At 40.8% G+C, this 24,720-nt stretch carries 28 protein-coding genes; 6 read left to right on the top strand and 22 right to left on the bottom strand.

The annotated features are described in order from the left end of the window. Positions 1-28 precede the first annotated feature (28 nt). Positions 29-2,845, bottom strand: a complete 2,817-nt coding sequence (gene polA / locus GM920_RS15220; protein ID WP_182959004.1) for a DNA polymerase I — start codon at positions 2,843-2,845, stop codon at positions 29-31. Positions 2,846-2,953: 108 nt separating this feature from the next. Here polA and GM920_RS15215 point away from each other — a divergent pair, with 108 nt between their 5' ends. Further along, positions 2,954-3,646, top strand: a complete 693-nt coding sequence (locus GM920_RS15215; RefSeq protein WP_235964543.1) for a hypothetical protein — start codon at positions 2,954-2,956, stop codon at positions 3,644-3,646. Positions 3,647-3,680: 34 nt separating this feature from the next. On the opposite strand, the gene GM920_RS15210 is transcribed toward GM920_RS15215, so the two are convergent. Genes GM920_RS15210 through trmB form a run of 4 tightly spaced genes read right to left on the bottom strand, consistent with a single transcriptional unit; the run spans position 3,681 to position 5,708 of the window. Further along, positions 3,681-4,241, bottom strand: coding sequence for a DNA-3-methyladenine glycosylase I (locus GM920_RS15210; protein ID WP_182959001.1), 561 nt, complete (start codon positions 4,239-4,241; stop codon positions 3,681-3,683). Positions 4,242-4,287: 46 nt separating this feature from the next. After that, positions 4,288-4,632, bottom strand: coding sequence for a carboxymuconolactone decarboxylase family protein (locus GM920_RS15205; RefSeq protein WP_182958998.1), 345 nt, complete (start codon positions 4,630-4,632; stop codon positions 4,288-4,290). Between the two features lie 45 nt (positions 4,633-4,677). Beyond that, a complete protein-coding gene (locus tag GM920_RS15200; RefSeq protein WP_182958997.1) occupies positions 4,678-5,004 on the bottom strand; it encodes an MGMT family protein in 327 nt (108 codons plus the stop codon). 53 nt (positions 5,005-5,057) lie between these two features. Continuing rightward, on the bottom strand, positions 5,058-5,708 hold the full coding sequence (gene trmB, locus GM920_RS15195; protein WP_182959236.1) for a tRNA (guanosine(46)-N7)-methyltransferase TrmB: 651 nt from the start codon (positions 5,706-5,708) through the stop codon (positions 5,058-5,060). Between the two features lie 94 nt (positions 5,709-5,802). Between trmB and fcl the strand changes: the two genes are divergently transcribed. Next, the gene (fcl, locus tag GM920_RS15190; protein ID WP_182958994.1) at positions 5,803-6,732 is read left to right on the top strand and encodes a GDP-L-fucose synthase; all 930 of its coding nucleotides are present in this window, start codon (positions 5,803-5,805) and stop codon (positions 6,730-6,732) included. Between the two features lie 73 nt (positions 6,733-6,805). Further along, positions 6,806-7,738: a hydrogen peroxide-inducible genes activator gene (locus GM920_RS15185; protein WP_182958991.1), complete on the top strand. Its 933-nt coding sequence runs from the start codon at positions 6,806-6,808 to the stop codon at positions 7,736-7,738. Positions 7,739-7,833: 95 nt separating this feature from the next. Here GM920_RS15185 and GM920_RS15180 read toward each other — a convergent pair whose 3' ends face one another. The 3 genes from GM920_RS15180 to GM920_RS15170 form a co-directional block, all read right to left on the bottom strand. After that, positions 7,834-8,439, bottom strand: a complete 606-nt coding sequence (locus GM920_RS15180) for a superoxide dismutase (RefSeq protein ID WP_182958988.1) — start codon at positions 8,437-8,439, stop codon at positions 7,834-7,836. Between the two features lie 82 nt (positions 8,440-8,521). After that, positions 8,522-8,995 carry a nucleoside deaminase gene (locus GM920_RS15175; protein ID WP_182958986.1) on the bottom strand — a complete coding sequence of 158 codons (474 nt, stop codon included), beginning with the start codon at positions 8,993-8,995 and terminating at the stop codon, positions 8,522-8,524. Further along, positions 8,996-9,331 (bottom strand): tRNA-binding protein, encoded by a 336-nt coding sequence (locus GM920_RS15170; protein WP_182958983.1) that lies wholly within the window; start codon positions 9,329-9,331, stop codon positions 8,996-8,998. Between the two features lie 390 nt (positions 9,332-9,721). Here GM920_RS15170 and GM920_RS15165 point away from each other — a divergent pair, with 390 nt between their 5' ends. Further along, the gene (locus tag GM920_RS15165) at positions 9,722-10,357 is read left to right on the top strand and encodes a LysE family translocator (RefSeq protein ID WP_182958981.1); all 636 of its coding nucleotides are present in this window, start codon (positions 9,722-9,724) and stop codon (positions 10,355-10,357) included. Here the strand turns inward: GM920_RS15165 and GM920_RS23750 are convergent. Both GM920_RS23750 and GM920_RS23745 read right to left on the bottom strand, forming a co-directional pair. Next, entirely contained in the window at positions 10,340-10,741 is a 402-nt protein-coding gene (locus tag GM920_RS23750; protein ID WP_235964545.1) for a PDDEXK nuclease domain-containing protein, read from the bottom strand. The two genes, GM920_RS15165 and GM920_RS23750, sit on opposite strands and share 18 nt — an antisense overlap. A 2-nt stretch (positions 10,742-10,743) precedes the next feature. Further along, the gene (locus tag GM920_RS23745; protein WP_235964542.1) at positions 10,744-11,394 is read right to left on the bottom strand and encodes a DUF1016 N-terminal domain-containing protein; all 651 of its coding nucleotides are present in this window, start codon (positions 11,392-11,394) and stop codon (positions 10,744-10,746) included. A 129-nt stretch (positions 11,395-11,523) separates the two neighbouring features. Between GM920_RS23745 and GM920_RS15155 the strand changes: the two genes are divergently transcribed. Next, positions 11,524-12,708 carry a class I SAM-dependent rRNA methyltransferase gene (locus GM920_RS15155; protein ID WP_182958979.1) on the top strand — a complete coding sequence of 395 codons (1,185 nt, stop codon included), beginning with the start codon at positions 11,524-11,526 and terminating at the stop codon, positions 12,706-12,708. On the opposite strand, the gene GM920_RS15150 is transcribed toward GM920_RS15155, so the two are convergent. The 7 genes from GM920_RS15150 to GM920_RS15120 form a co-directional block, all read right to left on the bottom strand. Next, positions 12,705-12,965, bottom strand: coding sequence for a DUF6814 family protein (locus GM920_RS15150; RefSeq protein WP_235964541.1), 261 nt, complete (start codon positions 12,963-12,965; stop codon positions 12,705-12,707). The two genes, GM920_RS15155 and GM920_RS15150, sit on opposite strands and share 4 nt — an antisense overlap. A 16-nt stretch (positions 12,966-12,981) precedes the next feature. Beyond that, positions 12,982-14,535, bottom strand: a complete 1,554-nt coding sequence (locus GM920_RS15145; RefSeq protein WP_182958976.1) for an MFS transporter — start codon at positions 14,533-14,535, stop codon at positions 12,982-12,984. Between the two features lie 151 nt (positions 14,536-14,686). Then, on the bottom strand, positions 14,687-15,742 hold the full coding sequence (locus GM920_RS15140) for a nucleoid-associated protein (protein ID WP_182958973.1): 1,056 nt from the start codon (positions 15,740-15,742) through the stop codon (positions 14,687-14,689). Between the two features lie 9 nt (positions 15,743-15,751). Beyond that, on the bottom strand, positions 15,752-16,531 hold the full coding sequence (locus tag GM920_RS15135; protein ID WP_182958970.1) for a TerC family protein: 780 nt from the start codon (positions 16,529-16,531) through the stop codon (positions 15,752-15,754). A 100-nt stretch (positions 16,532-16,631) separates the two neighbouring features. Then, positions 16,632-17,987, bottom strand: coding sequence for a hypothetical protein (locus GM920_RS15130; RefSeq protein ID WP_182958968.1), 1,356 nt, complete (start codon positions 17,985-17,987; stop codon positions 16,632-16,634). Then, positions 17,984-18,514: a hypothetical protein gene (locus tag GM920_RS15125; RefSeq protein WP_182958966.1), complete on the bottom strand. Its 531-nt coding sequence runs from the start codon at positions 18,512-18,514 to the stop codon at positions 17,984-17,986. The genes GM920_RS15130 and GM920_RS15125 overlap by 4 nt, the downstream gene beginning before the upstream one ends. Positions 18,515-18,516: 2 nt before the next feature. Next, positions 18,517-19,065, bottom strand: a complete 549-nt coding sequence (locus tag GM920_RS15120; RefSeq protein ID WP_182958963.1) for an RNA polymerase sigma factor — start codon at positions 19,063-19,065, stop codon at positions 18,517-18,519. A gap of 145 nt (positions 19,066-19,210) precedes the next feature. On the opposite strand from GM920_RS15120, the gene aspS reads away from it, so the two are divergent. Further along, positions 19,211-20,956 carry an aspartate--tRNA ligase gene (aspS, locus tag GM920_RS15115; RefSeq protein WP_182958960.1) on the top strand — a complete coding sequence of 582 codons (1,746 nt, stop codon included), beginning with the start codon at positions 19,211-19,213 and terminating at the stop codon, positions 20,954-20,956. A 93-nt stretch (positions 20,957-21,049) separates the two neighbouring features. On the opposite strand, the gene GM920_RS15110 is transcribed toward aspS, so the two are convergent. Genes GM920_RS15110 through GM920_RS15090 form a run of 5 tightly spaced genes read right to left on the bottom strand, consistent with a single transcriptional unit; the run spans position 21,050 to position 24,665 of the window. Continuing rightward, positions 21,050-21,493, bottom strand: a complete 444-nt coding sequence (locus GM920_RS15110) for a hypothetical protein (protein WP_182958957.1) — start codon at positions 21,491-21,493, stop codon at positions 21,050-21,052. Then, positions 21,477-21,860 (bottom strand): phage holin family protein, encoded by a 384-nt coding sequence (locus tag GM920_RS15105; RefSeq protein ID WP_182958955.1) that lies wholly within the window; start codon positions 21,858-21,860, stop codon positions 21,477-21,479. The genes GM920_RS15110 and GM920_RS15105 overlap by 17 nt, the downstream gene beginning before the upstream one ends. A gap of 22 nt (positions 21,861-21,882) precedes the next feature. After that, positions 21,883-22,149: a YtxH domain-containing protein gene (locus GM920_RS15100; RefSeq protein WP_062546416.1), complete on the bottom strand. Its 267-nt coding sequence runs from the start codon at positions 22,147-22,149 to the stop codon at positions 21,883-21,885. Between the two features lie 53 nt (positions 22,150-22,202). After that, complete coding sequence (locus GM920_RS15095; protein WP_182958952.1) at positions 22,203-23,255, bottom strand: AI-2E family transporter; 1,053 nt, start codon at positions 23,253-23,255, stop codon at positions 22,203-22,205. 9 nt (positions 23,256-23,264) lie between these two features. Next, positions 23,265-24,665 (bottom strand): sigma-54-dependent transcriptional regulator, encoded by a 1,401-nt coding sequence (locus GM920_RS15090; protein WP_182958949.1) that lies wholly within the window; start codon positions 24,663-24,665, stop codon positions 23,265-23,267. Positions 24,666-24,720 lie beyond the last annotated feature (55 nt).

The raw sequence follows: 24,720 nt of genomic DNA, 5'->3' as shown, positions 1-24,720 counted from the left end.
CTCCTGACATATCTCCTTTTTTTATTTATTAATGTGCTTCTAACCAGTTGTTCCCCTCACCGATTTCTATTTCAATCGGTACTGTGGTTTTAATGGCAGTTTTCATGCGATGTGTAATGATCTTTTTCATGGCTTCCACTTCCGTTTTCAACACGTCAAAGACCAACTCATCATGTACTTGCATGGTCATTTTTGATTGTAAGCCTTGATCTTCGATGTCTTTATGAATGTTCAACATCGCTACTTTAATCATATCCGCAGCTGATCCCTGAATTGGGGCATTAATCGCATTTCGCTCTGCAAAACCACGTACGGTTTGATTGGCAGAGTTGATGTCTCTTAAGTACCTTCTTCTTCCTAAAATCGTTTCTACAAAGCCATTTTCTCTGGCGAAATTCATCGTATCAGCCATGTAGCGCTGAATACCAGGATATTGCTCGAAATATTGTTCAATGATGGCAGCAGCTTCTTTTCTTGGAATGCCCAGGTTCTGAGACAAACCAAAAGCCGACTGGCCATAGATAATTCCAAAGTTTACCGCTTTCGCATTGCGACGTTGATCTGAAGTTACTTCTTCAATAGCGATTCCATAAACACGCGCAGCAGTAGCCGTGTGGATGTCTATGCCATTGTTAAAAGCATCCAGCATGTTTTCCTCTTTACTGATTTCAGCAATGATTCTAAGCTCTATTTGCGAATAATCCGCAGAAAGCAAGACATGGTTTTCATCTCTGGGAATAAAGGCTTTACGCACCTCTCTACCACGATCGCTACGAATAGGAATGTTTTGTAGGTTTGGATTGTTTGAACTTAACCTTCCTGTTGCCGCTACCGCCTGATTATAGCTGGTATGCACTCTTCCCGTCTTCGGATTTACCAACAATGGCAAGGCGTCAACATAGGTAGATTTCAGCTTTTGTAACTGGCGGAAATCAAGGATATCCTGCACAATGTCACTTTTATTAGCAAGTGCCAATAACACGTCCTCTCCGGTCTGATATTGTCCTGTTTTAGTTTTTTTTGCTTTAGGGTCTAATTGTAATTTATCGAAAAGTACTTCCCCAAGTTGTTTTGGCGAAGCCAGGTTAAAAGTAACGCCACACTTTTCGAAAACATTCTGCTCAAATTTCCTGATGTCGATTTCCAGTTCTTTTGAATAGTTGTTTAGCGTATCTACATCAATCTTTACCCCTTCTTTTTCAATCGCCGCAAGCACATAAACCAAAGGATTTTCTACTTCCCTGGCCAGTTCTTCCACATTCAGTTCTTTCAACATTGGTCTGAAAACCTCTGCCAGCTGCAGGGTTACGTCTGCATCTTCGGCCGCATAATCAACTACCTGTTCTACAGGAACATCTCTCATATTCCCCTGATTTTTCCCTTTTGCACCGATCAGTTTAGTGATAGAAATTGGGGTATAACCCAGGTAATTTTCCGCCAGTACATCCATGTTGTGTCTGGTATCCGGATCAATCAGATAATGGGCAAGCATGGTATCAAAAAGTTTTCCTTTGATAAAAATGCCATACCACTTCATGATCAGGATATCATACTTAATGTTCTGTCCGATTTTTCCAATGTTTTCATTTTCCAACACCCCTCTGAACTCTTCAAGGATCGCCAGAACCTCTTCCCTATCCGCAGACAAAGGCACATAATAGCCTTCGCCAGGTTTGGTACTGAAAGACATCCCTACTAAATCTGCAAGGTTGGCATCCGTGCCTGTCGTTTCCGTATCGAAGCAAATGCTTTCTTGTGTTTCTAACTGCGCGATCAATGATTTACGCAATTCAGGAGTATCCACCAATTGATAATTGTGGGCCGTATTTTCTATTGTTTTTGAAGCTGGTGTTTCTTCGCTGAAGGTTGGAGCTGACACAAATGTGCCCGTCTTTGCTGCAGGTTGATCCACCGGGCTGCCAAATAAATCTATTTGTTGGGAGGCCGCAGGAGCTTTCGCCTCATTCACATTAAATTCTTCGCCAAAAACACGTTTACCAATGGTTCTAAATTCTAATTCTGCAAATAACGGCTCTAATAATTCTCTACTTGGAGATTCTAATACCAGTTCATCGGCCTTAAATTCTACTGGAACATCCAGAATGATGGTAGCCAGTTTTTTTGACAATAAACCTTGTTCTGCATAGGTCTCCACGTTTTCACGTTGTTTTCCTTTTAGCTCATGGGCATTGGCGATGATATTTTCCATTGAGCCATATTTCTGGATCAATGATTTCGCTGTTTTTTCTCCGATGCCAGGGATGCCAGGGATATTATCCACTGCATCACCCCATAAACCAAGGATATCAATGACCTGCTTCACATCTTCAATTTCCCATTTCGCTTTTACCTCATCAACGCCCATAATTTCCATTTCATTGCCCATACGTGCAGGCTTGTAAATGAAAATATTTTCAGACACCAATTGTGCGAAATCTTTATCAGGAGTCATACAGTATACTGTAAAACCTTGCTTTTCACCTTCCTTAGCTAAAGTTCCAATAATATCATCTGCTTCAAAGCCGTCTTTGGTGATCACCGGAATTTTAAAGCCTTCAATCAGCTTAAACACATAAGGTAATGCTGCGGAAAGATCTTCCGGCATCGCCTGTCTATGGGCCTTATAAGCCTCATAATCTGTATGTCTTTCTGTAGGAGCCGCAGTGTCAAAAACCACGGCAATATGACTTGGTTTTTCCTTTTTCAGTACCTCCATTAAGGTGTTTGCAAAACCCATCACTGCCGATGTATTGATCCCTGTGGATGTAAATCGGGGGTTTTTACTCAATGCAAAATGCGCTCTGTAAATGAGCGCCATGCCGTCAAGAAGAAAAAGTTTTTTCATCAGTATGTCGTTTTTTTATGGATTAACCGTATCGGATAAAGGTACTAATACTTAAATAATTGTTTGTCATTATCCATAACAACAGCAAATAATTTCCGTTATTTGATCATGATGAAAGCGATAAAGACCCTCGGCCTGCTAGTTTCACTAACGATTGCAGGTATTGGCGCAATGGCGCAGGATATTGTAGTGATCAAACCAGGAGACTTCCTTAGGGGAACCATCAAGGGAACCGACTATTCAACCGTAATCTTCAGCAAAGAAGATGAATCTGTGGTGCAATTTAAGGCGACAGACATTCAGGAATTTGTGTGGAATGGGGAAACTTATGTGAGTAAACCAGTTGTAGTCAACAAAAAAACGCAATACAAGTTTTTCAAAATCATTGAACATGGTGCCATATACCTGTATTCCAGAGGTGGAAATGCCCTTGTAGATGCCCCGGAGCCAAAAAAAACGCGGATTATCCCAAGTATAGGCATTGGAGCTGGCACCGGGAGCTTCGGTAGTGGTGTAGGCATTGGCGGAGGAATCACCATTCTGGGTGGCCGCAGACAAGAGCCGGCGGCAAAGAAAATGATGCCTGCTACTTTTTTTATGGAGAAACCTGGCACTGGCCGATTGATGGAAATGCCTGTTGAAGGAGCCGGTTCAGTTGAAAAGAACCAACAGATCAAAAAAGTATTGCTAGAACAACTAGGCGATGACGCGGATCTGGCAGAAAGAATAAAAGCGACAGAAAACTTTGATTCAAAGTTAATTATCGCTTTTGTGACGGCTTATAACGAAGCGCATAAATAGCTTTGTTTAATCCGGAATTTATTTAAGATACTACTTACTTGCTGATACAGCCGGTTATATGGTCGTTGACCATACCGGTAGCCTGCATGTGCGCATAACAGATCGTTGTTCCAAAGAATTTAAAGCCGCGTTTTTTCATGTCTTTACTAATGGCATCCGATATTTCTGTGCGCGCAGGAACATCACTCAATGAATTTACTACGTTTACAATCGGCTTTTTTCCTGGAATAAATCCCCAGATAAAATCGGAAAACGAGCCAAATTCTTTCTGAATTTCTATAAAAAGACGGGCATTGGTGATGGCCGCTTTGACCTTTAACCGGTTTCTGATAATGCCGGCATCGTTCATTAAACGTTCCTCATCGGCCTCCGTAAAAGCAGCTACTTTCTGCACTTCGAAATCTGCAAAAGCAGCTTTATAGCCCGCTCTGCGCTTCAAGATCGTGATCCAGCTAAGCCCTGCCTGAGCACCTTCCAGAATTAAAAATTCGAATAATCTCTGGTCATCATAAACTGGCTTGCCCCATTCTTCATCGTGGTATTTTACATATAAAGGATCGGTACCACACCATCCGCATCTGATAATTTCTGACATTACACTAAGTTTAAAATTCCGTATGCTAAAACGTGCTATCAGCTAGCTACGATTGACTAAGTTCGTCCCAGTATTCTACTGCTCTCCTGTAATGAGGAATTACAATAGAGCCCCCTACCAGATTGGCAATCATGAAAACCTCATTGATCTCTTCATTGCTGACACCTTCATTAAAACATTTTTCCAGGTGATATTTGATGCAATCATCACAACGTAACACCATTGAAGCCACTAAACCCAACATTTCCTTCGTTTTCACATTCAATGCACCATCTGCATAAGTGGTGGTATCTAAGGCAAAAAACCGTTTGATATTCGTGTTGGCGGTCTCCATAATTCTATCGTTCATTTTAGAACGGTAGTCGTTAAATTCTTCTACTAATTTTCCCATAATAAGCTGATGTTATCAATTTTCTAGGTTTCTCTTTTATTTTTCCTACAGTTCCAGCAAAGGATTCCAAAGCAAAGCTTTAAAATTCTGCACTTTATCGTTTTTCACCACAACTCCTTCTGCTTCCAACAGTTCCTGCATCATTTCCGGCGTTTTAAAATGGAATTTACCCGTCAGCAGCCCTGAACTATTCACTACCCGATGGGCGGGAACAGCAGGATGTGCGGCACCAGCAGCGCTCATGGCATAACCTACCATGCGAGCGGACCCGCCAGCGCCTAAACTTTTCGCAATTGCGCCATAAGAAGACACCCTTCCTTTAGGAATCAGTCTTACCAATTCAAAAACCTGGTCATAAAATGATTGCTCCATTAACGATTTTTTAAGGTTCGCTTCTTAATATGGCAAAAACTCAAAAGCAAGCCTTATTCAAAAGAGAACTGTATGTAATTGATGTTTTTATCGTGTTTCAAATAAATTCGTTCGTAATGCGTTTTAATTTTTAAAACGTCATCGTAATATTCAGAAGTATATAAATGATCTGTTTTCTTATGACAGATCAGTCCTAATTCTGCTACTTTCTCCACAGTATAGGCATATAAACCATCGTTATCGGTTTTCAGGTTTACTCTACCACCCGGTTTAAGTAAGCTCTTGTACATATCAAGAAAGCGATCATAAGTTAACCTTTTCTTTTCTCTACTGTCCTGAGGCTGCGGATCGGGGAACGTAATCCAGATCTCATCAATTTCTCCTTTTGCGAAGTATTCCGTCAAGTCTTCAATCTGAATTCTTAGGAAAGCCAGGTTTTCAATGTTTTCATCTACACCTGTTCTTGCACCTCTCCAGATGCGATTTCCCTTTAAATCAATCCCGATGAAGTTTTTCTCCGGGAAGAATTTCGCCATGTTTACCGAGTATTCTCCTTTACCACAAGCCAGCTCCAATACGATTGGCTGATCATTTTTGAAATGCTCTGAAACCCATTTACCTTGTAAAGGTTTTCCTTCTTCCATCTGATATACATTGGAAAAAGTATCTATCTCTGCAAATTTTCTTAATTTATCTTTACCCACTACTAAAATATTTTTGTGCAAAAATACAATTAAATCAGTCTCTTAAAGATGATGCGAACTATTTCGTAGTTTTGCCCCCATAATCGAATTTTAATTGGAAAAGAACGCAAAAATATATGTAGCTGGCCATCGCGGTATGGTAGGCTCAGCAATCTATCGTAAGCTGGTTAAGGAAGGATATACCCAACTGATCACCAGAACCTCATCGGAGCTTGATTTACGCAATCAGCAGGATGTGGCCGACTTCTTTGCAGCGGAAAAACCGGAATATGTTTTTCTTGCCGCAGCAAAAGTGGGTGGCATTATCGCCAACAATACTTACAGAGCAGACTTTTTATATGAAAATCTTTGCATTCAGAACAATGTGATTCATGAGGCTTACAAAACTGGTGTGACGAAACTGATGTTCTTAGGATCGAGCTGTATTTATCCAAAACTGGCTCCGCAGCCACTGAAAGAAGAATACCTGTTAACCGGTCTTTTGGAAGAAACCAATGAGCCTTATGCGATTGCCAAAATTGCGGGAATCAAGATGTGTGAAGCTTATAGAGCGCAGTACAATTGCAACTTTATCTCGGTCATGCCCACCAATTTATACGGTTATAACGACAATTATCACCCACAAAACTCTCATGTGCTCCCTGCATTGATCCGTAAGTTTCATGAAGCAAAGGTAAATGGCACAGCAGAAGTAAACATCTGGGGTTCAGGATCACCAATGCGCGAGTTTCTTTTTGCAGACGATCTGGCAGAAGCCTGTTACTTCTTAATGCAAAACTATAATGAAGCCGGCTTTGTCAACATTGGAACCGGAGTAGATCTGAGCATCAAAGACCTTGCGCTATTGATCAAAAAAGTGATTGGTTTTGAAGGAGAATTAACCTTCGACAGCAGCAAACCGGATGGAACACCACGTAAATTAATGGATGTTTCTAAACTCCATGAACTAGGCTGGAAACATAAAATAGAATTGGAAGAAGGCATTAAGCTTGCTTACATGGACTTTTTAGCAAAACATATTTAGGTCATACCTTCACAATACCGAAGTTGTATAGTTTAAATTGATATCTTTGTTAAACAAGATAAATTTAAACTATATGACTTTAGTTCAACTGGAATATATTGTTGCCGTAGACACCTACAGAAGCTTTGTTGGCGCCGCAGAGAAATGTTTTGTGACGCAGCCGACCTTAAGTATGCAGGTACAAAAGCTGGAAGAAATGCTGAATGTCAAAATCTTTGACCGCAGCAAGCAACCGGTAGTTCCTACAGAAATCGGCGCCCAGATAATTGAACAAGCCAGACTGGTCCTACAGGAAAGCCAAAAGATCAAAGAAATCATCAGCAGTCAGCAGCAAGATGTTGTTGGAGAACTAAAAGTAGGGATTATTCCTACTGTAGCGCCTTACTTATTACCGAGAGTGATCTCTGGTATGATGGAAAAGTTTCCGGATCTTAAACTCCTGATCTGGGAATATACGACAGAAGATATCATTCACCACTTAAAAACAGGTGTATTGGATTGCGGCATTCTGGCCACACCCCTTGCCGACAACCACATCAATGAGCTTCCGCTCTATTATGAAAACTTTGTGACCTATATCAGCAAGAATAGTAAGCTCTATAAAAAGAAAACAATTGATGCCACTGACCTGGAAGAAGAAAACATTTGGTTATTAAATGAAGGGCATTGTATGCGTTCACAGGTGTTGAACATTTGTCGCTCTACCAAAGACAACCGTCTGGCTGGATTAACCTATAACACCGGAAGCGTAGAAACGCTGATTCGGATGGTGGATGTGAACAATGGCGCCACTTTACTTCCTGAGCTGGCCTTGACAGACCTGAACAGTAAGCAGTTGAGCAAAGTGCGCCATTTTAAGTCGCCTGAGCCAGTTAGAGAGATCAGTTTGATCACACATAAAAACTTCATTAAGAAACGGATGCTGAATGCTTTAAAAGAAGAAATTCTGGCCGTTATTCCTAAGACCATGAAACAGAAAAAAAGAAAAGATGTAGTTGGAATTTAGCAATTCAGGAGGGACATCACCAGGGATCAAAAGAAAATAAAAAAGAAAAGCCTGTAAGGAATCCCTACAGGCTTTTCTTTTGAAAAACGCGTTGATTAAGCTTTTTTGAAGCGGTTAGCAACTGCATCCCAGTTTACTACATTCCAGAAAGCTGAAATATAATCAGGACGTCTGTTTTGATATTTTAAGTAGTAAGCATGTTCCCATACGTCCATACCCAATAGTGGCGTACCTTTTACTTCAGCGATATCCATTAATGGATTATCTTGGTTTGGCGTAGAGCATACTGCTAATTTTTTCTCAGGAGTAACGATTAACCAAGCCCATCCAGAACCAAAACGAGTAGCACCAGCTTCTGCGAATTTAGTTTTGAAATCTGCGAAAGAACCGAAAGCAGCATTGATAGCTTCTGCCAATTCTCCTTTAGGTTCGCCACCTTTATTTGGGCCTAAAATTTCCCAGAATAAAGAGTGATTATAGTGACCACCACCATTATTTCTTACTGCTGCAGGAAACTTAGAGATGTTTTTAACGATTTCGTCGATGCTTTGATTCGCTTCTGGTTTACCTTCTAAAGCTTTGTTTAAGTTGGTAACGTATGCTTGGTGATGCTTACCATGGTGAATTTCCATTGTAAGTTTATCAATATGCGGTTCTAGTGCATCTGTTGCGTAAGGTAACGCAGGTAATTCAAAAGCCATATTATTATATTTTAAGGTTAAATATTATTTCTTGTACAAATATAACATTCAAACGTTAGTTTTTGTTCAATAGTTTGTCAAGTTAGCCTCTTTTGTTGGCGAAAAAACGCGTCATCAATGACCCGCATTCTTCGGCAAGCACGCCAGCTTTCAATTCTGTTTTCGGATGCAGGAGATTGGCATTTTTAGAACTGAAACCACGTTTAGGTTCTGTTGCACCATACACGAGGCGTCCAATTTGCGTCCAGTAACTCGCACCAGCACACATCACACAAGGCTCAATCGTAACATACAACGTGCAATCTTTTAGGTATTTACCGCCTAAAGTCTGTGCTGCGGCAGTGAAAGCCTGCATTTCTGCATGTGCAGTGACATCATTCAGCTGTTCGGTCAGGTTATAACCCCGCCCAACAATCCTTCCTTTACACACGATAATCGCCCCAATCGGGATCTCTTCTGCATCATACGCTTTTTGTGCTTCCTGCAAAGCAAGACGCATATAATGTTCATCTTCGGCAGCAGGCCCCTCTTCTTCTGAAAAATTATAATAGCTCATTTACATCATTTTACTGCCATTCGGCACGGTACCATTTAACGTTGTCAACACAATATCTCCATGCTCATCTGCAAAACCTGTCACCAGGAATTCAGACATAAATTTACCGATCTGTTTTTTGGGAAAATTGACAACACCTACAATTTGTTGACCGATCAGTTCTTCTTTTGAATAATGCTTCGTTACCTGTGCACTGCTCATTTTAATCCCAAGATCGCCGAAATCTACTTTCAATTTGTAAGCGGGCTTTCTGGCCTCTGGAAAGTCAAATACCCCCAGAACCGTCCCTGCACGAAGTTCGACTTTTTCAAAATCATTCCAGGTTATTTCTTCCATGCGCTAAAATTACAACTTATTGCCAAAACCTAAAGACCTATAATCAAAGGAGATTGTTCCAGAGCGATTGAGCGCAGGTAAAAAGGAAACAGCTAAAAAGTACAAAAGCGGCAAATTTTAATCAAAATACCCATGGAAACAGGAGGGTTGTAGTTGGGATGAGTTCAGGTATGGGTAAGGGTTGACTAGGAGTTGCGCAGGAGAACGGAAGGCTAAAACCCACAGCAACCCACCGGCAACTGCTTCTATCCCCTTACCATACCCCTTTCCAACCCAAACCACTACCCGACTACAACCCGGCTACTTCCAGTACTTATCCAAAAAAACCGGCCATGGTCAATCGGTCCGAAAACCTAATTATTTTACTAATTTTGCCTCAGCCGGAACACGATGGTACCTATTCAAGAACTTACTTATTTTGCCTTAGCTGCTTTAGTGCTGGTTCTAAGTCCAGGGCCGAATATGGTGTACCTGATCTCCCGGTCTATCACACAAGGCCGTAATGCCGGACTGGTTTCTTTAGCCGGATTAATGTGCGGTTTCCTTTTCCATATTTTCATGGTGGCTTTTGGCCTGACTGCCGTCTTATTTGCCCTTCCTCATGCTTTTACCCTGATTAAAGTTATAGGAGCGATTTACTTATTATATCTGGCTTACCAATCGGTTAGACCCAATGGAAGGCCATTGTTTGAAGCGAATACGACATTGGCGCATGATCCACCAGCCAGACTTTTCAAAATTGGCGTAATTACCACCATACTCAACCCCAAAGTCGCCGTTTTTTACTTGTCTTTGTTCCCCTATTTCATCAAACCAGCCTATGGCTCTGTGTTCTGGCAAAGCATACAACTTGGGCTTACTCAGGTCAGTATCAGTGCATCAATTAATTTTCTAATCGTGTTGACGGCTGCACAGGTTGCGCGTTTCTTTGCGAATAACCCAACCTGGGTAAAGGTTCAAAAATGGCTGATGGCAAGCGTCTTGGTTGGTATGGCTATAAAAATGGCATTAAGCGTTGCCGAATAAACTATTTTCCATTTCTATTGCCGCTCTTTCTTTTGCTATTTCCTCCTGTAATTGTTGCTCCGTTGGCAGATATGTCTTGTATTTCGATGCAAAGATGTTTTTGTTATCATTCAAAAGACTGTATTTCGCTACCGCCTTATTCTTATCTGCACAAAGGATTAGCCCAATAGTTGGGTTATCACTTTCCTGACGTACTTTCTCTTCAAAGATCCTAACGTACATATCCATTTGTCCAACATCCTGATGGCTAAGCTTACCTGTTTTTAAATCAATGAGCAGAAAGCATTTTAGAATGTAGTTGTAGAAAACCAGGTCGATAAAGAAGTGCTCCCCCTCCAAACTTATCCGATGTTGTCTGCTTACAAATGAAAAACCTTTGCCCAGTTCTAATAGAAACTCCTGCAGCTTATCAATAATCGCTTGTTCATTCCCTGTTCGTAAAAATTGGTATTGGGTTTCAGATCCAAAAAATCAAGCACATAAGGATCTTTGATCATATCCCTTGCTTCCATCAGTTCTTTGTGGCCTTCCGCTTCTGCTTTAACCGATTTCCGCCCTCCATCCTGGGTTAAAATCATCCTTTCGAAATACAGACTGTTCATCTGCCTTTCCAGCGTTCTCGTGCTCCAACTACCATCAATGGCTTCCTGCATATAAAACAACCTGGCATCTTCTCTTTCTGCTTTTAACAACAATCGGTAATGTGTCCAGCTCAATTCTGCACGCAGTGCGTGCAGAATTGGCAAAGCCAAATAGAACTGCTTCATATACCACAAATTCCTTTCATTAAACCCCTTTCCTGAAGATTTCATCAACCTAAAAGAAAGATTTTTAATCAGCTCCCTCCCATATTCTGCGCGATGCTTACCGGACAGCTCATCTTCTACAATCAGCCTTCCAATATTCCAGTAGGATTCTACCATCGCAAAATTAGCACTATAATAGGCCTGATTTCTTCCTTGCTCTATAGTTCGTTTTATACTATAATAAAGCTCATCTATAACAGATTCACTTAGGTTTGTTTGTTCTTTTGCCATTAATCAAGGAGCTTATGCGTAACCCACATCAGTTACTGGTCTAATATATTCCCTTTAGCTATAAAGTGGTTATTTATTCGACCAAATCCTTCAAACTAAAAAGAGCATTGTTTTTCCTAACTTTGCAGCATGATTGATGTAATACTTAAAAAAGGAAAAGAAAAAGCGGCAATGCTTCACCACCCCTGGATTTTTTCAGGAGCAATTGATAAAATTAAGGGGAAGCCAGAAAATGGTGAAATCGTTAAAGTTTGTTCTGGAGCGTCAGAATTTCTTGCCTATGCGTATTACAATGCCGAATCCAGGGTAGCATTGAGGTTGATGGAATGGAATGAAAGCAAAACCATTGACAAATCATGGTACCAATTAAAACTTCGCGATGCAATTGCTTCCAGACAGCATTTGTTAAACGAAAACACAAATACATGCAGATTAGTATTCAGTGAAGCCGATTTCCTTCCTGGATTAATCGTAGATAAATACGCAGATTTCCTTTCGCTTCAAATCCTGAGTTCAGGAATGGAAAATGCGAAACAGGAGCTGATTGAAATCCTAATCGAGGAACTAAACCCAAGAGGAATTTTCGATAAAAGTGATGCTGGTGCACGTAAACATGAAAACCTGGAAGCGACTCAAGGTTTACTTTGGGGTGAAACGCCACCAGAATTCATTGAAGTTAAAGAAAACGGGATTACTTATCACATCAATATTGCCGACGGACAAAAATCAGGTTTTTACTGCGATCAGCGTGATAACCGCGACATTCTTGCCGCTTATAGCAAAGATAAAAACGTATTGGACTGCTTCTGCTACAGCGGTGGTTTCACATTAAACAGCTTAAAACAAGGTGCAGCGCATGTAACCAGTGTAGACAGCTCGGCATTGGCCATTGAAACTTTAAAACATAACCTGGAGCTTAACGGACTGGAAGCTTCCCGTCAGGAAAGCATTCAATCGGATGTCAACAAACAACTGCGTGTTTTCAAAGAAGAAGGCAAAAAGTTCGACGTTATCGTATTAGATCCACCTAAATATGCACCTTCACGTTCTGCATTGGACAGAGCTGCAAGAGCTTATAAAGATTTAAATAGATTGGGAATGCTGTTACTTGAAAAAGGTGGCATCTTAGCTACTTTCTCTTGCTCGGGCGCGGTAGACATGGAGACATTCAAGCAAATCATTGCCTGGGCCGCTTTAGACGCAGGAAGAGAAGTGCAAATTCTAAAACAATTCCACCAACCAGAAGACCATCCAGTAAGAGTTTCTTTCCCGGAAGGTGAGTACCTGAAAGGTTTGTTGTTAAGAGTACTTTAGTCGGCGGGTTCTTCAGAACCTTCAGACAGTTGATCATATTCCCCTTTCAGCGCATAATAGCCGAATATCACAAGGCCTGCGCTGATTGGGATAAAAATGAATAAGATAATCCCCCATTGTAAGGCTGTATTGGTCTTTTGCACCCCTTCTGCTGCCAAGCCTACTTTTTCATAAGCCTGCAAGAACAAAAACAGGATAGATACAGGTCCCAATATCATCCAAAACAATCCTAATCCTTTTTTTAATGCGTTCATCATCGTGTTTTTTAGGGGTTTAATCTGCAGTTTCTGCTTCTACAGGTTTTTTATTAGACAGGTAAATCGCGCCGATCACAAAGCTGAGACTGGCAATGCCAATTGGGTACCAAAGGCCGGATAAAGGCGTAGAACCAGAGAAACTGGCAATTAGTGTAGCGATAAAGGGCACCAGACCACCAAACACGCCATTTCCAACATGGTAAGGCAGCGACATAGAGGTATACCTGATTTTTGTTGGAAATAGTTCCACTAAAAATGCGGCGATAGGCCCATACACCATCGTGACCAGTAAGATCTGGAAAAAAATAAGCCCCACAAATTTCCAAAATACCGGAGTAGAGAGTTTTTTATCTTTTATCAGCTCCGGATGAACTTCCAGCGGTTTCTCCGCAGCTGTTCCATCCATGCTGGCTCCAAATTTTGTATGAGATTGTACTTTCTGATAGCTGCTGCCGTCTACCAATGTCACCATGGCCGAGGTGGTAATCAAGCTATCCACTCCCCCATTGATTGCAAGCTTGGTAACTACCGGGTTCGCGACAGAGAAAATATCCTCTTGTGTCACATCACTGAAATCCGTATCGTCCAGAAAGACCTGATAGATAGGCCGGTAAAATATGATCCCCAACAACATCCCTGTCAGCATAATCCACTTCCGGCCTACCCTGTCGCTCCAGGAGCCAAAAATCACAAAGAAAGGGGTTGCAAAGGCAATTCCCCAAAGCAAGATATACCTGGAATCATTAAAATCGACCTTACAAGTATTTTCAATAAAGGATTGCGCATAAAACTGTCCGGTGTACCAGATTACCCCTTGCCCCATCGTAGCACCAAAAAGCGCCAGTAATACCATTTTAAAGTTCGCTTTATGGTTAAAACTCTCCTTTAATGGGTTTTTCGAAATCTTTCCTTCTGTTTTCAATTTCGTAAACATTGGAGATTCGTGCATTTTCATTCGGATATAGATCGACACGCCTACCAGCAGGATCGACAATAAAAATGGAATCCGCCAACCCCAGGCGGCAAAATCTTCTGCCCCTAACCAATTTTTAGTCAAGACGATCACACCCAGCGACAAAAACAAGCCCCCTGTAGCGGTTGTCTGAATCCAGCTCGTAAAAAAACCTCGTTTATTGGCTGGGGCATGTTCTGCTACATAAGTTGCCGCGCCACCATATTCACCACCCAAGGCCAAGCCTTGAACCAGGCGCAAGATCAGCACTAAAATTGGTGCCGCATATCCAATACTGGAATAAGAAGGGATTAGACCGATTAAAAAAGTGGAGCCGCCCATCAAGACCAAAGTGAGCAGGAACGTGTATTTACGCCCGATTAAATCGCCAAGGCGACCAAATACCAAAGCACCAAAGGGCCGCACAATAAAACCTGCCGCGAAAATTGCTAAAGTATTGATCAGTGCGGAAGCCCCTGCATCTGCAGGAAAAAGCTGTGCGCCGATAATCGTAGCCAGGCTACCAAAAATGTAAAAATCATACCATTCGATCAATGTCCCCAAAGAAGAGGCACCGATGACTTTGAAAATACTGTTCTTCTGTAGTTCCGGGTTCATACGTTAAGGAAAAATTTGGCTTCTAAAATAAAGCTACTATTAATTCTCAACTATTAACTGTCAATAAAAGGTATTTGCAAAAAAAGAACCAAACCATTTATGAGGCTAAACGATTTGGTTCTTTTGGGTATAAATTGAAAAAAAAGATTTATTATTCTTCTTCTCTGAAATACACTTTATAATAGTTCATCGACTTATCATCATCGTATCCCTTCTCAATCAAATCTTTATCTCCGTGGATATAGATATGGAAATTCTTATCCAACTTCAATACGCTCTTATAAGCTCTGCTTTGTTTTTTTACCGCAGCACCGGAAATATCAAAAGTATCAGCAATTGGCGCATCAAACTCTTCCTCATAACTCTTTTTATAGTTCTTGAAAGACTCAATCCCTTCGGCATTACCAATCACTTCATTGGAGAACTCATCCAGGTCAAAACTCTCCTTTTCCTTGAAATATTTTATGGATTTATTCAGCAAATCGATCTTGTCCGCTTTAGAAATGTCAAATTCCTGATCCAGTTTCTCCGTTACAAAGTTCTTAACCACTCCCAACACGCTATTGGTCTGGTTAAAATTGTCATTTCTGACTTTCAATTTCAAAAACTCGTCTTTCCAGTAAACTGCTTCTGCACTTTTATTGGTCTGATCGATCACTGCTACACGGAAACCTTCTTCTTTGTCGGTGTTAAAGATTAAACAGCCTTTATCCAGCTTGTTGATATTGATTGCTTCCTCTTCGTAGCCCAAACCAAATCCACCTTCTTCCGGATACACCTTTAAAAATGATTCTTTAGTTTCTGATTTAAAGATTCCTATCGCATCATGAAGCTCGCCTTCAATCTGCACATTTTCAAAATAAGCAACATACAACTCTCCTGGTTTGATTTTCGGATGTCCGGAAACATCATATAGGTATTTTGCCAGCTCCTTACTATTTTCATGAAAAGTAGTGCCATCCTCAAAAATCTTATCAGCGAAATGATACACCTCGTTCAGGTTTAAATCAACATTCGGGTGCGTAAAATGATAAATTTCGTTCACCTTCGCAAAGGGGCCTAAGAAATACTGCTGGAGCAAATTGCTCAGCATATTGTCTTTTACAGGAATAGACTTTTCAGACAATACATAAAACTCGTCCTGCGCCTTGTTTCCAATGCGATGTATAGATAATTCGGCCAATGCGGCTTCAAAAAATGAAATCATGCGGTAAAATTACTGGTTTTCGTGTGGTGTATTTCTAAGTTCGACAGGTTTATTGCTTTTCTTCATTTTCAGATTCAGCATCTCTACCAATACGGAGAATGCCATAGCAAAATAGATATAGCCTTTAGGAATGTGTTGATCTAATCCTTCTGCAAGGAGGGAAACCCCGATCAACAGCAAGAATGATAAAGCCAACATCTTCACTGTTGGGTGTTTATTAACGAAGTTACTAATGGCTGATGCCGAAACCAACATAATCAATACGGCAATTACAACCGCCGCAATCATAATTTCAATATGATCTGCCATACCCACTGCGGTAATTACAGAATCCAGAGAGAATACAACGTCTAAAATTAAGATTTGGATGATAATCCCCAGGAAAGAATGAACTTTTCCTTTGATCCCTCCTTCTTCTTCACCTTCCAGCTTTTGATGGATCTCATGCGTGCTTTTATAAATCAGGAATAATCCACCGATGATCAGGATCAAGTCTCTTCCTGAAATCGCCAGTTTTTCTAACCATTCTGCATTACTAATGCCAATCCAATCACCCACATTAAACAATGGTGCAGTTAATTTCATCACCCATGTCAGAGACAATAGCAGTAATACTCGAGTGATCATCGCAAGACCTAAACCAACCTGACGTGCTTTTTTCTGTTGATCAGCAGGCAGTTTTCCTGCCAAAATTGAAATAAATACAATGTTATCAATCCCCAGTACAATCTCCAAAATGGTTAAAGTAATGAGTGATATCCAAGCTTCCGGGCTACTAAAAATTTCCATATGAAATAAAATAAATCAAGCCACTAAGATATAAAAAAAGCCTGCTGAATTTATCAACAGGCTCTTGCTTAAGATTGCTATGCGCTATGCTTACCCCAACTTAATTCAAGGAAACATTACCGTAATTTGCGCGTATATTTATATTTCCGGTTCCACCGTTTCCGATTTTACCACCATAAGTTTTGCTATTTCCATGCTCAGTTAACAGTTTAGAATTCACATTATTTCCGGGATTGAAATTACCATAATTGGTTCCTACCTCAAAATCAGCGCTATAATTGTTGGCAAAGCCGAGGGTAACTCCTGCATAGTTCGAATTTACGGTTAGATTTTTACAGCCTGGAAGCACATTATCAATCGTTAGTTTATTATATCCAAGATTGAAGTTCCCATCTCCCTTTAGGCTGCCCACCTTAACAGTGGTATAATCGCCATTCACCTTAAGTTTATTCACCGAGCCAATGCTAAGGCTGTTGTATTGTTGCTTGATGGTCGCGTTTCCATTAATTGTAGTCAGATTCACATTGGTATATTGCGCGTCTAAGTCCAGGTTCCTTACGGAGCCAATGGACAATCCCTTTCCGTATTGCTGATTGATCACCGCATCTCCTTTAATTGTATTGATCACAACCCCGGTATACTGAGCATCCAGTTCCAATGTACCAATAGTTCCCAATACTAATCCTGCCCCATATTGTTGTTTGACAACCCCTTTATTCATGTTTTGAATCTGCGCTTTTCCGTATTGCACATCCACATAGTTGTTGGTGCTCGCCAGATTTTCGGCTGTAAAAGAACCATATTGGACCTTTGCGTATAATGCGCCTGAAAGCTCCCCGATAGACACACCTCCATATTGATTTCTTACTGTTAAAGGTGTATTTGCAGGCATAAAGACCACGTAATTGATCTTCACTTCTCTACGCCAAAACTTCCCTTTCCGCATCCCGCTTCCATAATTGCCATCCTTAGACGAAAAAGCGGTCTTGAAAGTGATCTGGTCCCCGCTTTTACCCGATTCAATACCCACTTCATCCAGCAAACGCTGCGCATCCTCGTCACTTTTGCTGTAAGCTTTGATATCAACCTCCACCTTTACTTCCTTCTTATCCCAGGTTTGGATGGTAATGCCGCCATACTGATTACTCAAGCTCAGTTTATCATTCGCATTTACGGGAAATGATTTAGAAAAAATTTTAGACTTCATCGGGTCATCGGAATCTTCCTGTAGGTTATTTACGCCTAAATTGACTGATGACAAAGCGCCCATTGCCGGGGATGGTGGTAATGTGGTTAGCGTTGAACTAAGCGAGGTTTGCACTTCCGTAGAAAGCGTCTTCAAGTGCGTTTGAACCGCAAGTTTTGTGGCCTCATTCAGTTCTTTAACCACCGACTGTGCGCCGGCCGGATTTGTAGCCAACAACAGGCCACACATTCCCCAAATTAACTTTTTCATATTTGATTCTCCTCTTTGTATTGATTTACTTCATTGATGATCGACAATTGTTGATTGATCACCTGCAGCTGTAATTCCAGATTTTTCACCATTGCCCTGACCACCACCTCTTGATTCGGGCTGCGTTGCAATTCTTTCTTCATCTTTTCATAATCCTCGCCCAGCTGGTTCAAATCTGCGCTGAACTTCGCATACAACACTGGGTTTTTCTTCGCATATACCTGCAAACTGTCTTTTTTCTCTTCAATCAGGCTGGCAAACTTCATTTCTTTCTTCCCATATACCGGGCTGATGTCAGCAATTTGCAACTCCTGTACGGGCTTACGAGAGGTATAGATAAAAGTAACCGTCATGATCAGCATCAGCGATGCAGCTATACCGAACCAGAATGGCATCACCGATTTTTTTTTTACTTTCTCTTTATCCAATCCCGCATCTATTCTTGCCCATAACTGGTCGGATGGCGTTTTAAAATCAAACTCCTTTTTGTTCTCTTTAATGTATTCTTCAATACTCCTCTTATTCATCTCTATACCCCTCTCTTTACTAATAATCCATTTAATTTCAATTTCGCACGCATGTACTGTGTTCTGGAAGTGCTTTCAGATATCTTCAAAATATGAGCAATCTCCTCATGGTCATACCCTTCAAAAAGGTATAAAGTCAGTACCACGCGATACCGATCTGGCAATGCCGCAATGGCCGTTCTCACTTCCTCTACCCGCCACTCCAGATCTTCCTCTTCCATCGCATCCAAGGGCTCTGCCACATCCACAGCCTCCATACTCACAAACTCCACTTTTCGCTTCCGGAGATAATTGATCGATTTATTGATCACGATCTGCTTCAGCCAAAGGCCGAAGGTAGTTTCCCCTCTAAAACTCTCTATCCGCGTAAAAGCGTCAAGAAATGCCTCTTGCAAAACATCTTCTGCTTCATCATCGAAATTCACGATCCTAAGGGCCACGTTATACATAGCCTTAGCATACAATTTGTAAATTTCAAATTGTGCTTTCCGGTTTCCTTGCCGGCACTCCTGAACGAGTGTTACGTGTTTATCGATGTATACAGTTTCCAATGTTTTTCAATTCGATTATAGGACAGCTGATTTTTTGAAACGTTGCATCTCAGACAAAAATATTTTCAATATACTAAGCTAAATTCAATGAGGGTTGAAATATCCCATTCAAAATCAATATTTTTGGGACTTAATACTTTTAATAATGTTAAGAACAACTACTTGCGGAGCTCTAACTATTGAGAATTTAGGTGAAAATGTAATCTTATGTGGCTGGGTACAAAAATCCAGGGATTTAGGAGGGATGACTTTTATTGACATCCGTGACAGATACGGGATTACCCAACTTGTTTTCAATATGGACGACAACCGGGAATTATGCGAGGCAGCACGTAGCCTGGGCAGGGAATTTGTAATTAAAGCAAGCGGCCTTGTCGTAGAACGCTCTAACAAAAACCTGAAAATGCCTACAGGTGAAGTTGAGATAAAAATCACTGCATTAGAAATACTAAACGCAGCAAAATTACCTCCATTCATGATCGATGATGAAACTGATGGTGGTGATGACTTGCGCATGAAATATCGTTACCTGGATTTACGTAGAAATCCGATCCGTAACAACATGGTATTGCGTCATAAAATGGCACAAGCTGTTCGTCGTTACTTAGATAATCTAGACTTTATTGAAGTAGAAACACCAGTATTGATCAAATCTACACCTGAAGGTGCGAGAGATTTTGTGGTGCCAAGCAGAATGAACGAAGGACAGTTCTACGCCCTTCCACAGTCGCCACAAACGTTCAAACAGTTGTTAATGGTGTCTGGATTTGACCGCTATTTCCAAATCGTTAAATGTTTCAGAGATGAGGATTTACGTGCGGACAGACAGCCTGAGTTCACTCAAATTGACTGCGAAATGTCTTTCATCGAACAAGAAGATATTCTAAATACTTTCGAAGGACTGATCCGTACCTTATTCAAAGACTTGAAAGACTTTGATTTGCCGGAAGTTCCAAGAATGCAGTACTCAGATGCCATGAAGTTCTATGGTTCTGACAAACCGGATACCCGTTTTGAAATGCAATTTGTTGAATTGACAGACCTGGTTAAAGGAAAAGATTTCCCGGTTTTTGACAGTGCAGAAATGATCATCGGAATCAATGCAACTGGTTGCGCAAGCTATACCAGAAAGCAGATGGACGAATTGACTGAATTCGTGAAACGTCAGCAAATTGGAGCTACAGGTCTGATTTACATGCGTCATAACGAAGATGGTTCTCTAAAATCTTCAGTAGATAAGTTTTATAATGAGGAAGAACTGAAAAAATGGTCGGCAGCAATGAATACCCAACCGGGCGATTTAGTGTTGATCATGTCAGGTCTAACCGATAAAGTACGCAAGCAATTGAGCGAATTACGCCTTGAAATGGGTACTCGCTTAGGTTTACGTGATAAAAACAAATTTAGTGCACTTTGGGTATTGGACTTCCCACTCTTAGAATGGGATGAAGAATCTGAACGTTACCATGCGATGCACCACCCTTTTACTTCTCCAAAACCAGAAGATATTGCCTTACTAGATACCGATCCGGGAAATGTGAGAGCAAATGCTTATGACATGGTGGTAAATGGTACTGAAATCGGCGGTGGCTCTATCCGTATCCACGACAGAGCACTTCAAGCATTAATGTTCAAGCATTTAGGCTTCTCTCCTGAAGATGCGCAGCAACAATTTGGCTTCCTGATGGATGCTTTCGAATTTGGTGCACCTCCACATGGTGGAATTGCTTTCGGATTTGACAGGTTGTGTTCTATTTTCGCAGGCTTGGATAGCATCCGCGATGTAATCGCATTCCCAAAAAACAATTCTGGAAGAGATGTGATGATTGATAGTCCTTCAACTATTGATGAGAAACAGATGAAAGAATTGAAAATCCAAACGACCGTTTAGTCATTTTTTAAGAAACGAACGTTTGTTGTTGAGTAGCAACAAACGTTCAATAAAAAAAGGAAGCTTTAGGGCTTCCTTTTTTGTATATCTAAACTAATAAGTTTCAGAATCTGGTGGGATGCCATAATCGACTTCCAGTGCTTGTTTTTCTTTTGTTTTCTTTGGCTTGTTAAACCAGCTTGTCACAGAGTTAAATATCGCAGACAAATGCTCCGCATCAAGCGACTTTCCTAGCTTGCCCGAAGCCAAGCCAACCAAAGCCTTAGTAACTAAACCAGAGCCTTTAAAAAAGGTGCTGTTCATCACTAAAGGAAGGGCCATAGAAAGCACCTTGCTGCTGATGTTAAATTTATCATCAATTTTAAGGAAGGCTGATGGAGTGGCATATTTTTTTATAAAGCCATTTAAAGTAAACTGATGCAGGTATTTTTTAGAATCCCCTGCCAATGCGTCTCCTTTGGCCGTATATTCCGATTTCAACAACCGCACTTGCAGGTGTAGATCTTCGAGGTTGTTGATGTTATATTTTCTCTTCATCTTCCTCCTCCTTGTCCGCGAGCTTATTAAAATAGCGTCTGATGGTAAAATTAATGATGGCTTTTTCAATGTATTTTTCTTTCGCAAAATAAACGATTAAAGCCAACAGTAGGTAGATTAAGGCTACACAGCCAAACCCTCTGGTATAACTACCGAGTACATCAGATAAAAACAGGGCTAAAGTGAAGGTCCCAAACAGGAAAGCCAGCAAAAAGCAAATGGCAACCGCCGCATTGGTGACCACATCGGCGAACATTTTGGAGCCCCGCTCAATCAGGTATAAACGGGTATATTCCAATCGCGTATTCACATACTCCTTGGCGTCTCCTACCAGTTCCTCCAGATCTTTCTCTTTATTTTCCTGCATTACAATGTAATTTTACGATTATCTATGCGTGTTCTAAATCATCTTCAAACTCTTCTTCTTCCTTACGAAGTTTCTCTTTCACAGTACCTACAACCTTATCTTTTAAGCTCGCCAGTTGATTAATTTCATCTGCGGCTCTATCTCTAATGGTATCTCCAAGGTCTTTTAATGACTGGCTCAATTTATCTCTGGTTTCACTGCCTTTTTCCGGAGCAAAAAGTAATCCCAATGCCGCACCCGCAGCTAAACCGGCTAATAGCCCAATTAATACTTTTGAATTATCATTCATGACATTTACATTTTGTGTTGAATATTTATATTGTTGATGCTGGAATATAGTAATTATAACGATTCCTCTTCAGAAATTGTTTTAATTCTTTCCAATCTTTCCGCCGCCAATGCGCTGTTTTCGTATATTTTGATCAATAAAACGAAGTATGACAATAACAACGGACCGAAGACCAGGCCTAATATTCCAAATAAGGGTACACCAATAACTACGCCAATTACGGTGATAATGGGATGAATATTTCCAACTTTTTTAGCGATGATGAAACGCAGTACATTATCGATATTGATAATCACCACAAATCCAAAGATCAGCATCGCCCAGCCGGCAAAATTGTTCCCATCTGCCAACTGCAATAATGCGGCAGGCACAAAAACTACCGGCGGGCCTAATATGGGCACGAAAGAAATGAACATGGTAATCACCCCCCAGAATAAGGGGTCGGAATACCCCAGTACATAAAATGCCAAACTCAGCAAAGAGCCTTGTACAATGGTAATTAAGCCCTGTCCCAATACATTGGAATAGGTGGTATTGCGCATTTCTTCCGCAAATCGATAGGCGTTTTGCTCCCTGAAGGGCGCATATTTGATCATGGAAGCTTCAAACTTCTCCCTTTCCACCAGCATGAAATACAACAAAAAATACATGATGATCAGGCCCAGGATAATATTAAAAGCACCAGAAATTAAGGATGGAAAGAGCTCTGTAGCCCATGTTCCTGCCTTTTTCAGCCCTTCTTCTACCAGATTCTGAATATCACTATTCAGCGGAATCAAGTGTTTAAATTTGAAAATCAGATTTTTGAAATAGATATGATCGCTTTGCAGTTCTGCAATTTTCTGGATTACCATCGTGCTGAGCGCATAAAAAGGAAGGATCAGCACGATCACAGAGGCAAATAAAAGTAGCAGGGCAGTAGGCCGTTTATGCCATTTTCTCCCTTCTACCAGATAAATATAAAGGGGTCTTAAAATCGTAAACAACACCAGGGTACTTAAAATAGATCCGAAAATCCCCTGTATAGAATAAGCAATTAAACAACCAAGGGCAATGATAATCACCAGGTTGATGTTATTCCGTTGTTTATGATTGAATAAAGACATGTTTCAGGTTTAACTCTCCAAATTGATGGCTCTCATTTTATTGTAAAGCGTCTTCCTGTCGATATTCAAGATTTTCGCTGCTTTAGTTTTGTTAAAATTCACTTCTCTCAATACTTTCAAAATTGCTTCATACTCTGCTTCTAAAGCGGCATTTTTAAGGTCTCGAGGTTTCTCAGTCCGCGCAATGGAAGTTTCCATAGCGGAAGCTTTGGCATAGGTAGAGATCTCCAATGGCAGTGCTTTCAATTGAATTTCTTGTGTTTCTGTGAGTAAAGAGGCTCTTCTCACTACATTTTTCAATTCTCTAACATTCCCTGGCCAGTTGTAAGTCATGATACACTCTTCCACTTCTTCTGAAAAGCCATGGATCTTACGATTCAGCTCCTGATTTGCTCCTTTTAAGAAAGTATGTGCGAACAACATGATGTCACTACCGCGCTGCCTTAATGGCGGCAAGCTCAAAGAAAACTCGTTAAACCTATGGTATAAATCTTCCCTGAACCTTCCTTTTTGTATGGCATCTGACAAGTTTTCATTGGTGGCCACGATGATTCGTACATCCAGTTCAATTTCCTTGGTACTCCCAATTCTTTTGATCTTACGTTCCTGTACTGTTCTCAATAAGGCTGCCTGGATTTCATAAGAAAGGTTTCCTACTTCATCTAAGAACAAAGTACCTCCATTGGCCATTTCAAAATGACCAATTTTTGTATAAAGTGCGCCCGTAAATGATCCTTTTTCGTGACCGAAAAATTCACTTCCTGCAAGCTCCTTGGTTAGGGAACCACAGTCCATGGCTACAAATGGTTGATCCCTGCGTGGGCTATTCAAGTGAATGGCCATCGCTACAGATTCTTTACCAGTTCCACTTTCGCCGGTTAGAATCACACTATAAGTGGTAGGCGCAACCAGTTGTATCTGCCTTAAAAGCTCCTTTGAAGCAGCACTTGTACCGTTCACAAAGTTATCGGTTTGGCTACTACTTGGTTTTGAGCCCTTTTGCTTCGGTGCTTCAGCCGGAATCTCCAACCTGTTTACATTCAAAGCCATTTGGGTATCAATCGCCTTATTGATGGTATTTAAAATCTCATCAGGGTATAAAGGTTTGGTGATATAGTCGTAGGCGCCCAGCTTAATGAGTTCTACAGCCAATTTAATATCTGAATATCCTGTAATAATGATTACTCCAGTGCCCGGATAGCTTTCTTTGATCTTGATCAACATCTCTTTTCCATCCGTATCTTCCAGACGGTAATCACATAAGACCAGATCATAGCTTTCCTTTGCCAGATATTCCATCGCTGAAACACCACTTGTAGCTGTTGAGACGCTAAATGAATTTCGGGTTAAAAACTTCGAAAGTAATAAACCGATGTTTATTTCGTCGTCAACAATCAATATTTTTCTCATAGGGAAATTAAATAGTTTAGTCCATTATAACCAGATAAATATAAATACTTTTTTT

The organism is Pedobacter gandavensis (assembly GCF_014172405.1).
GTDB lineage: Bacteria > Bacteroidota > Bacteroidia > Sphingobacteriales > Sphingobacteriaceae > Pedobacter > Pedobacter gandavensis.
This window is presented reverse-complemented; position numbering and strand designations above follow the sequence as displayed.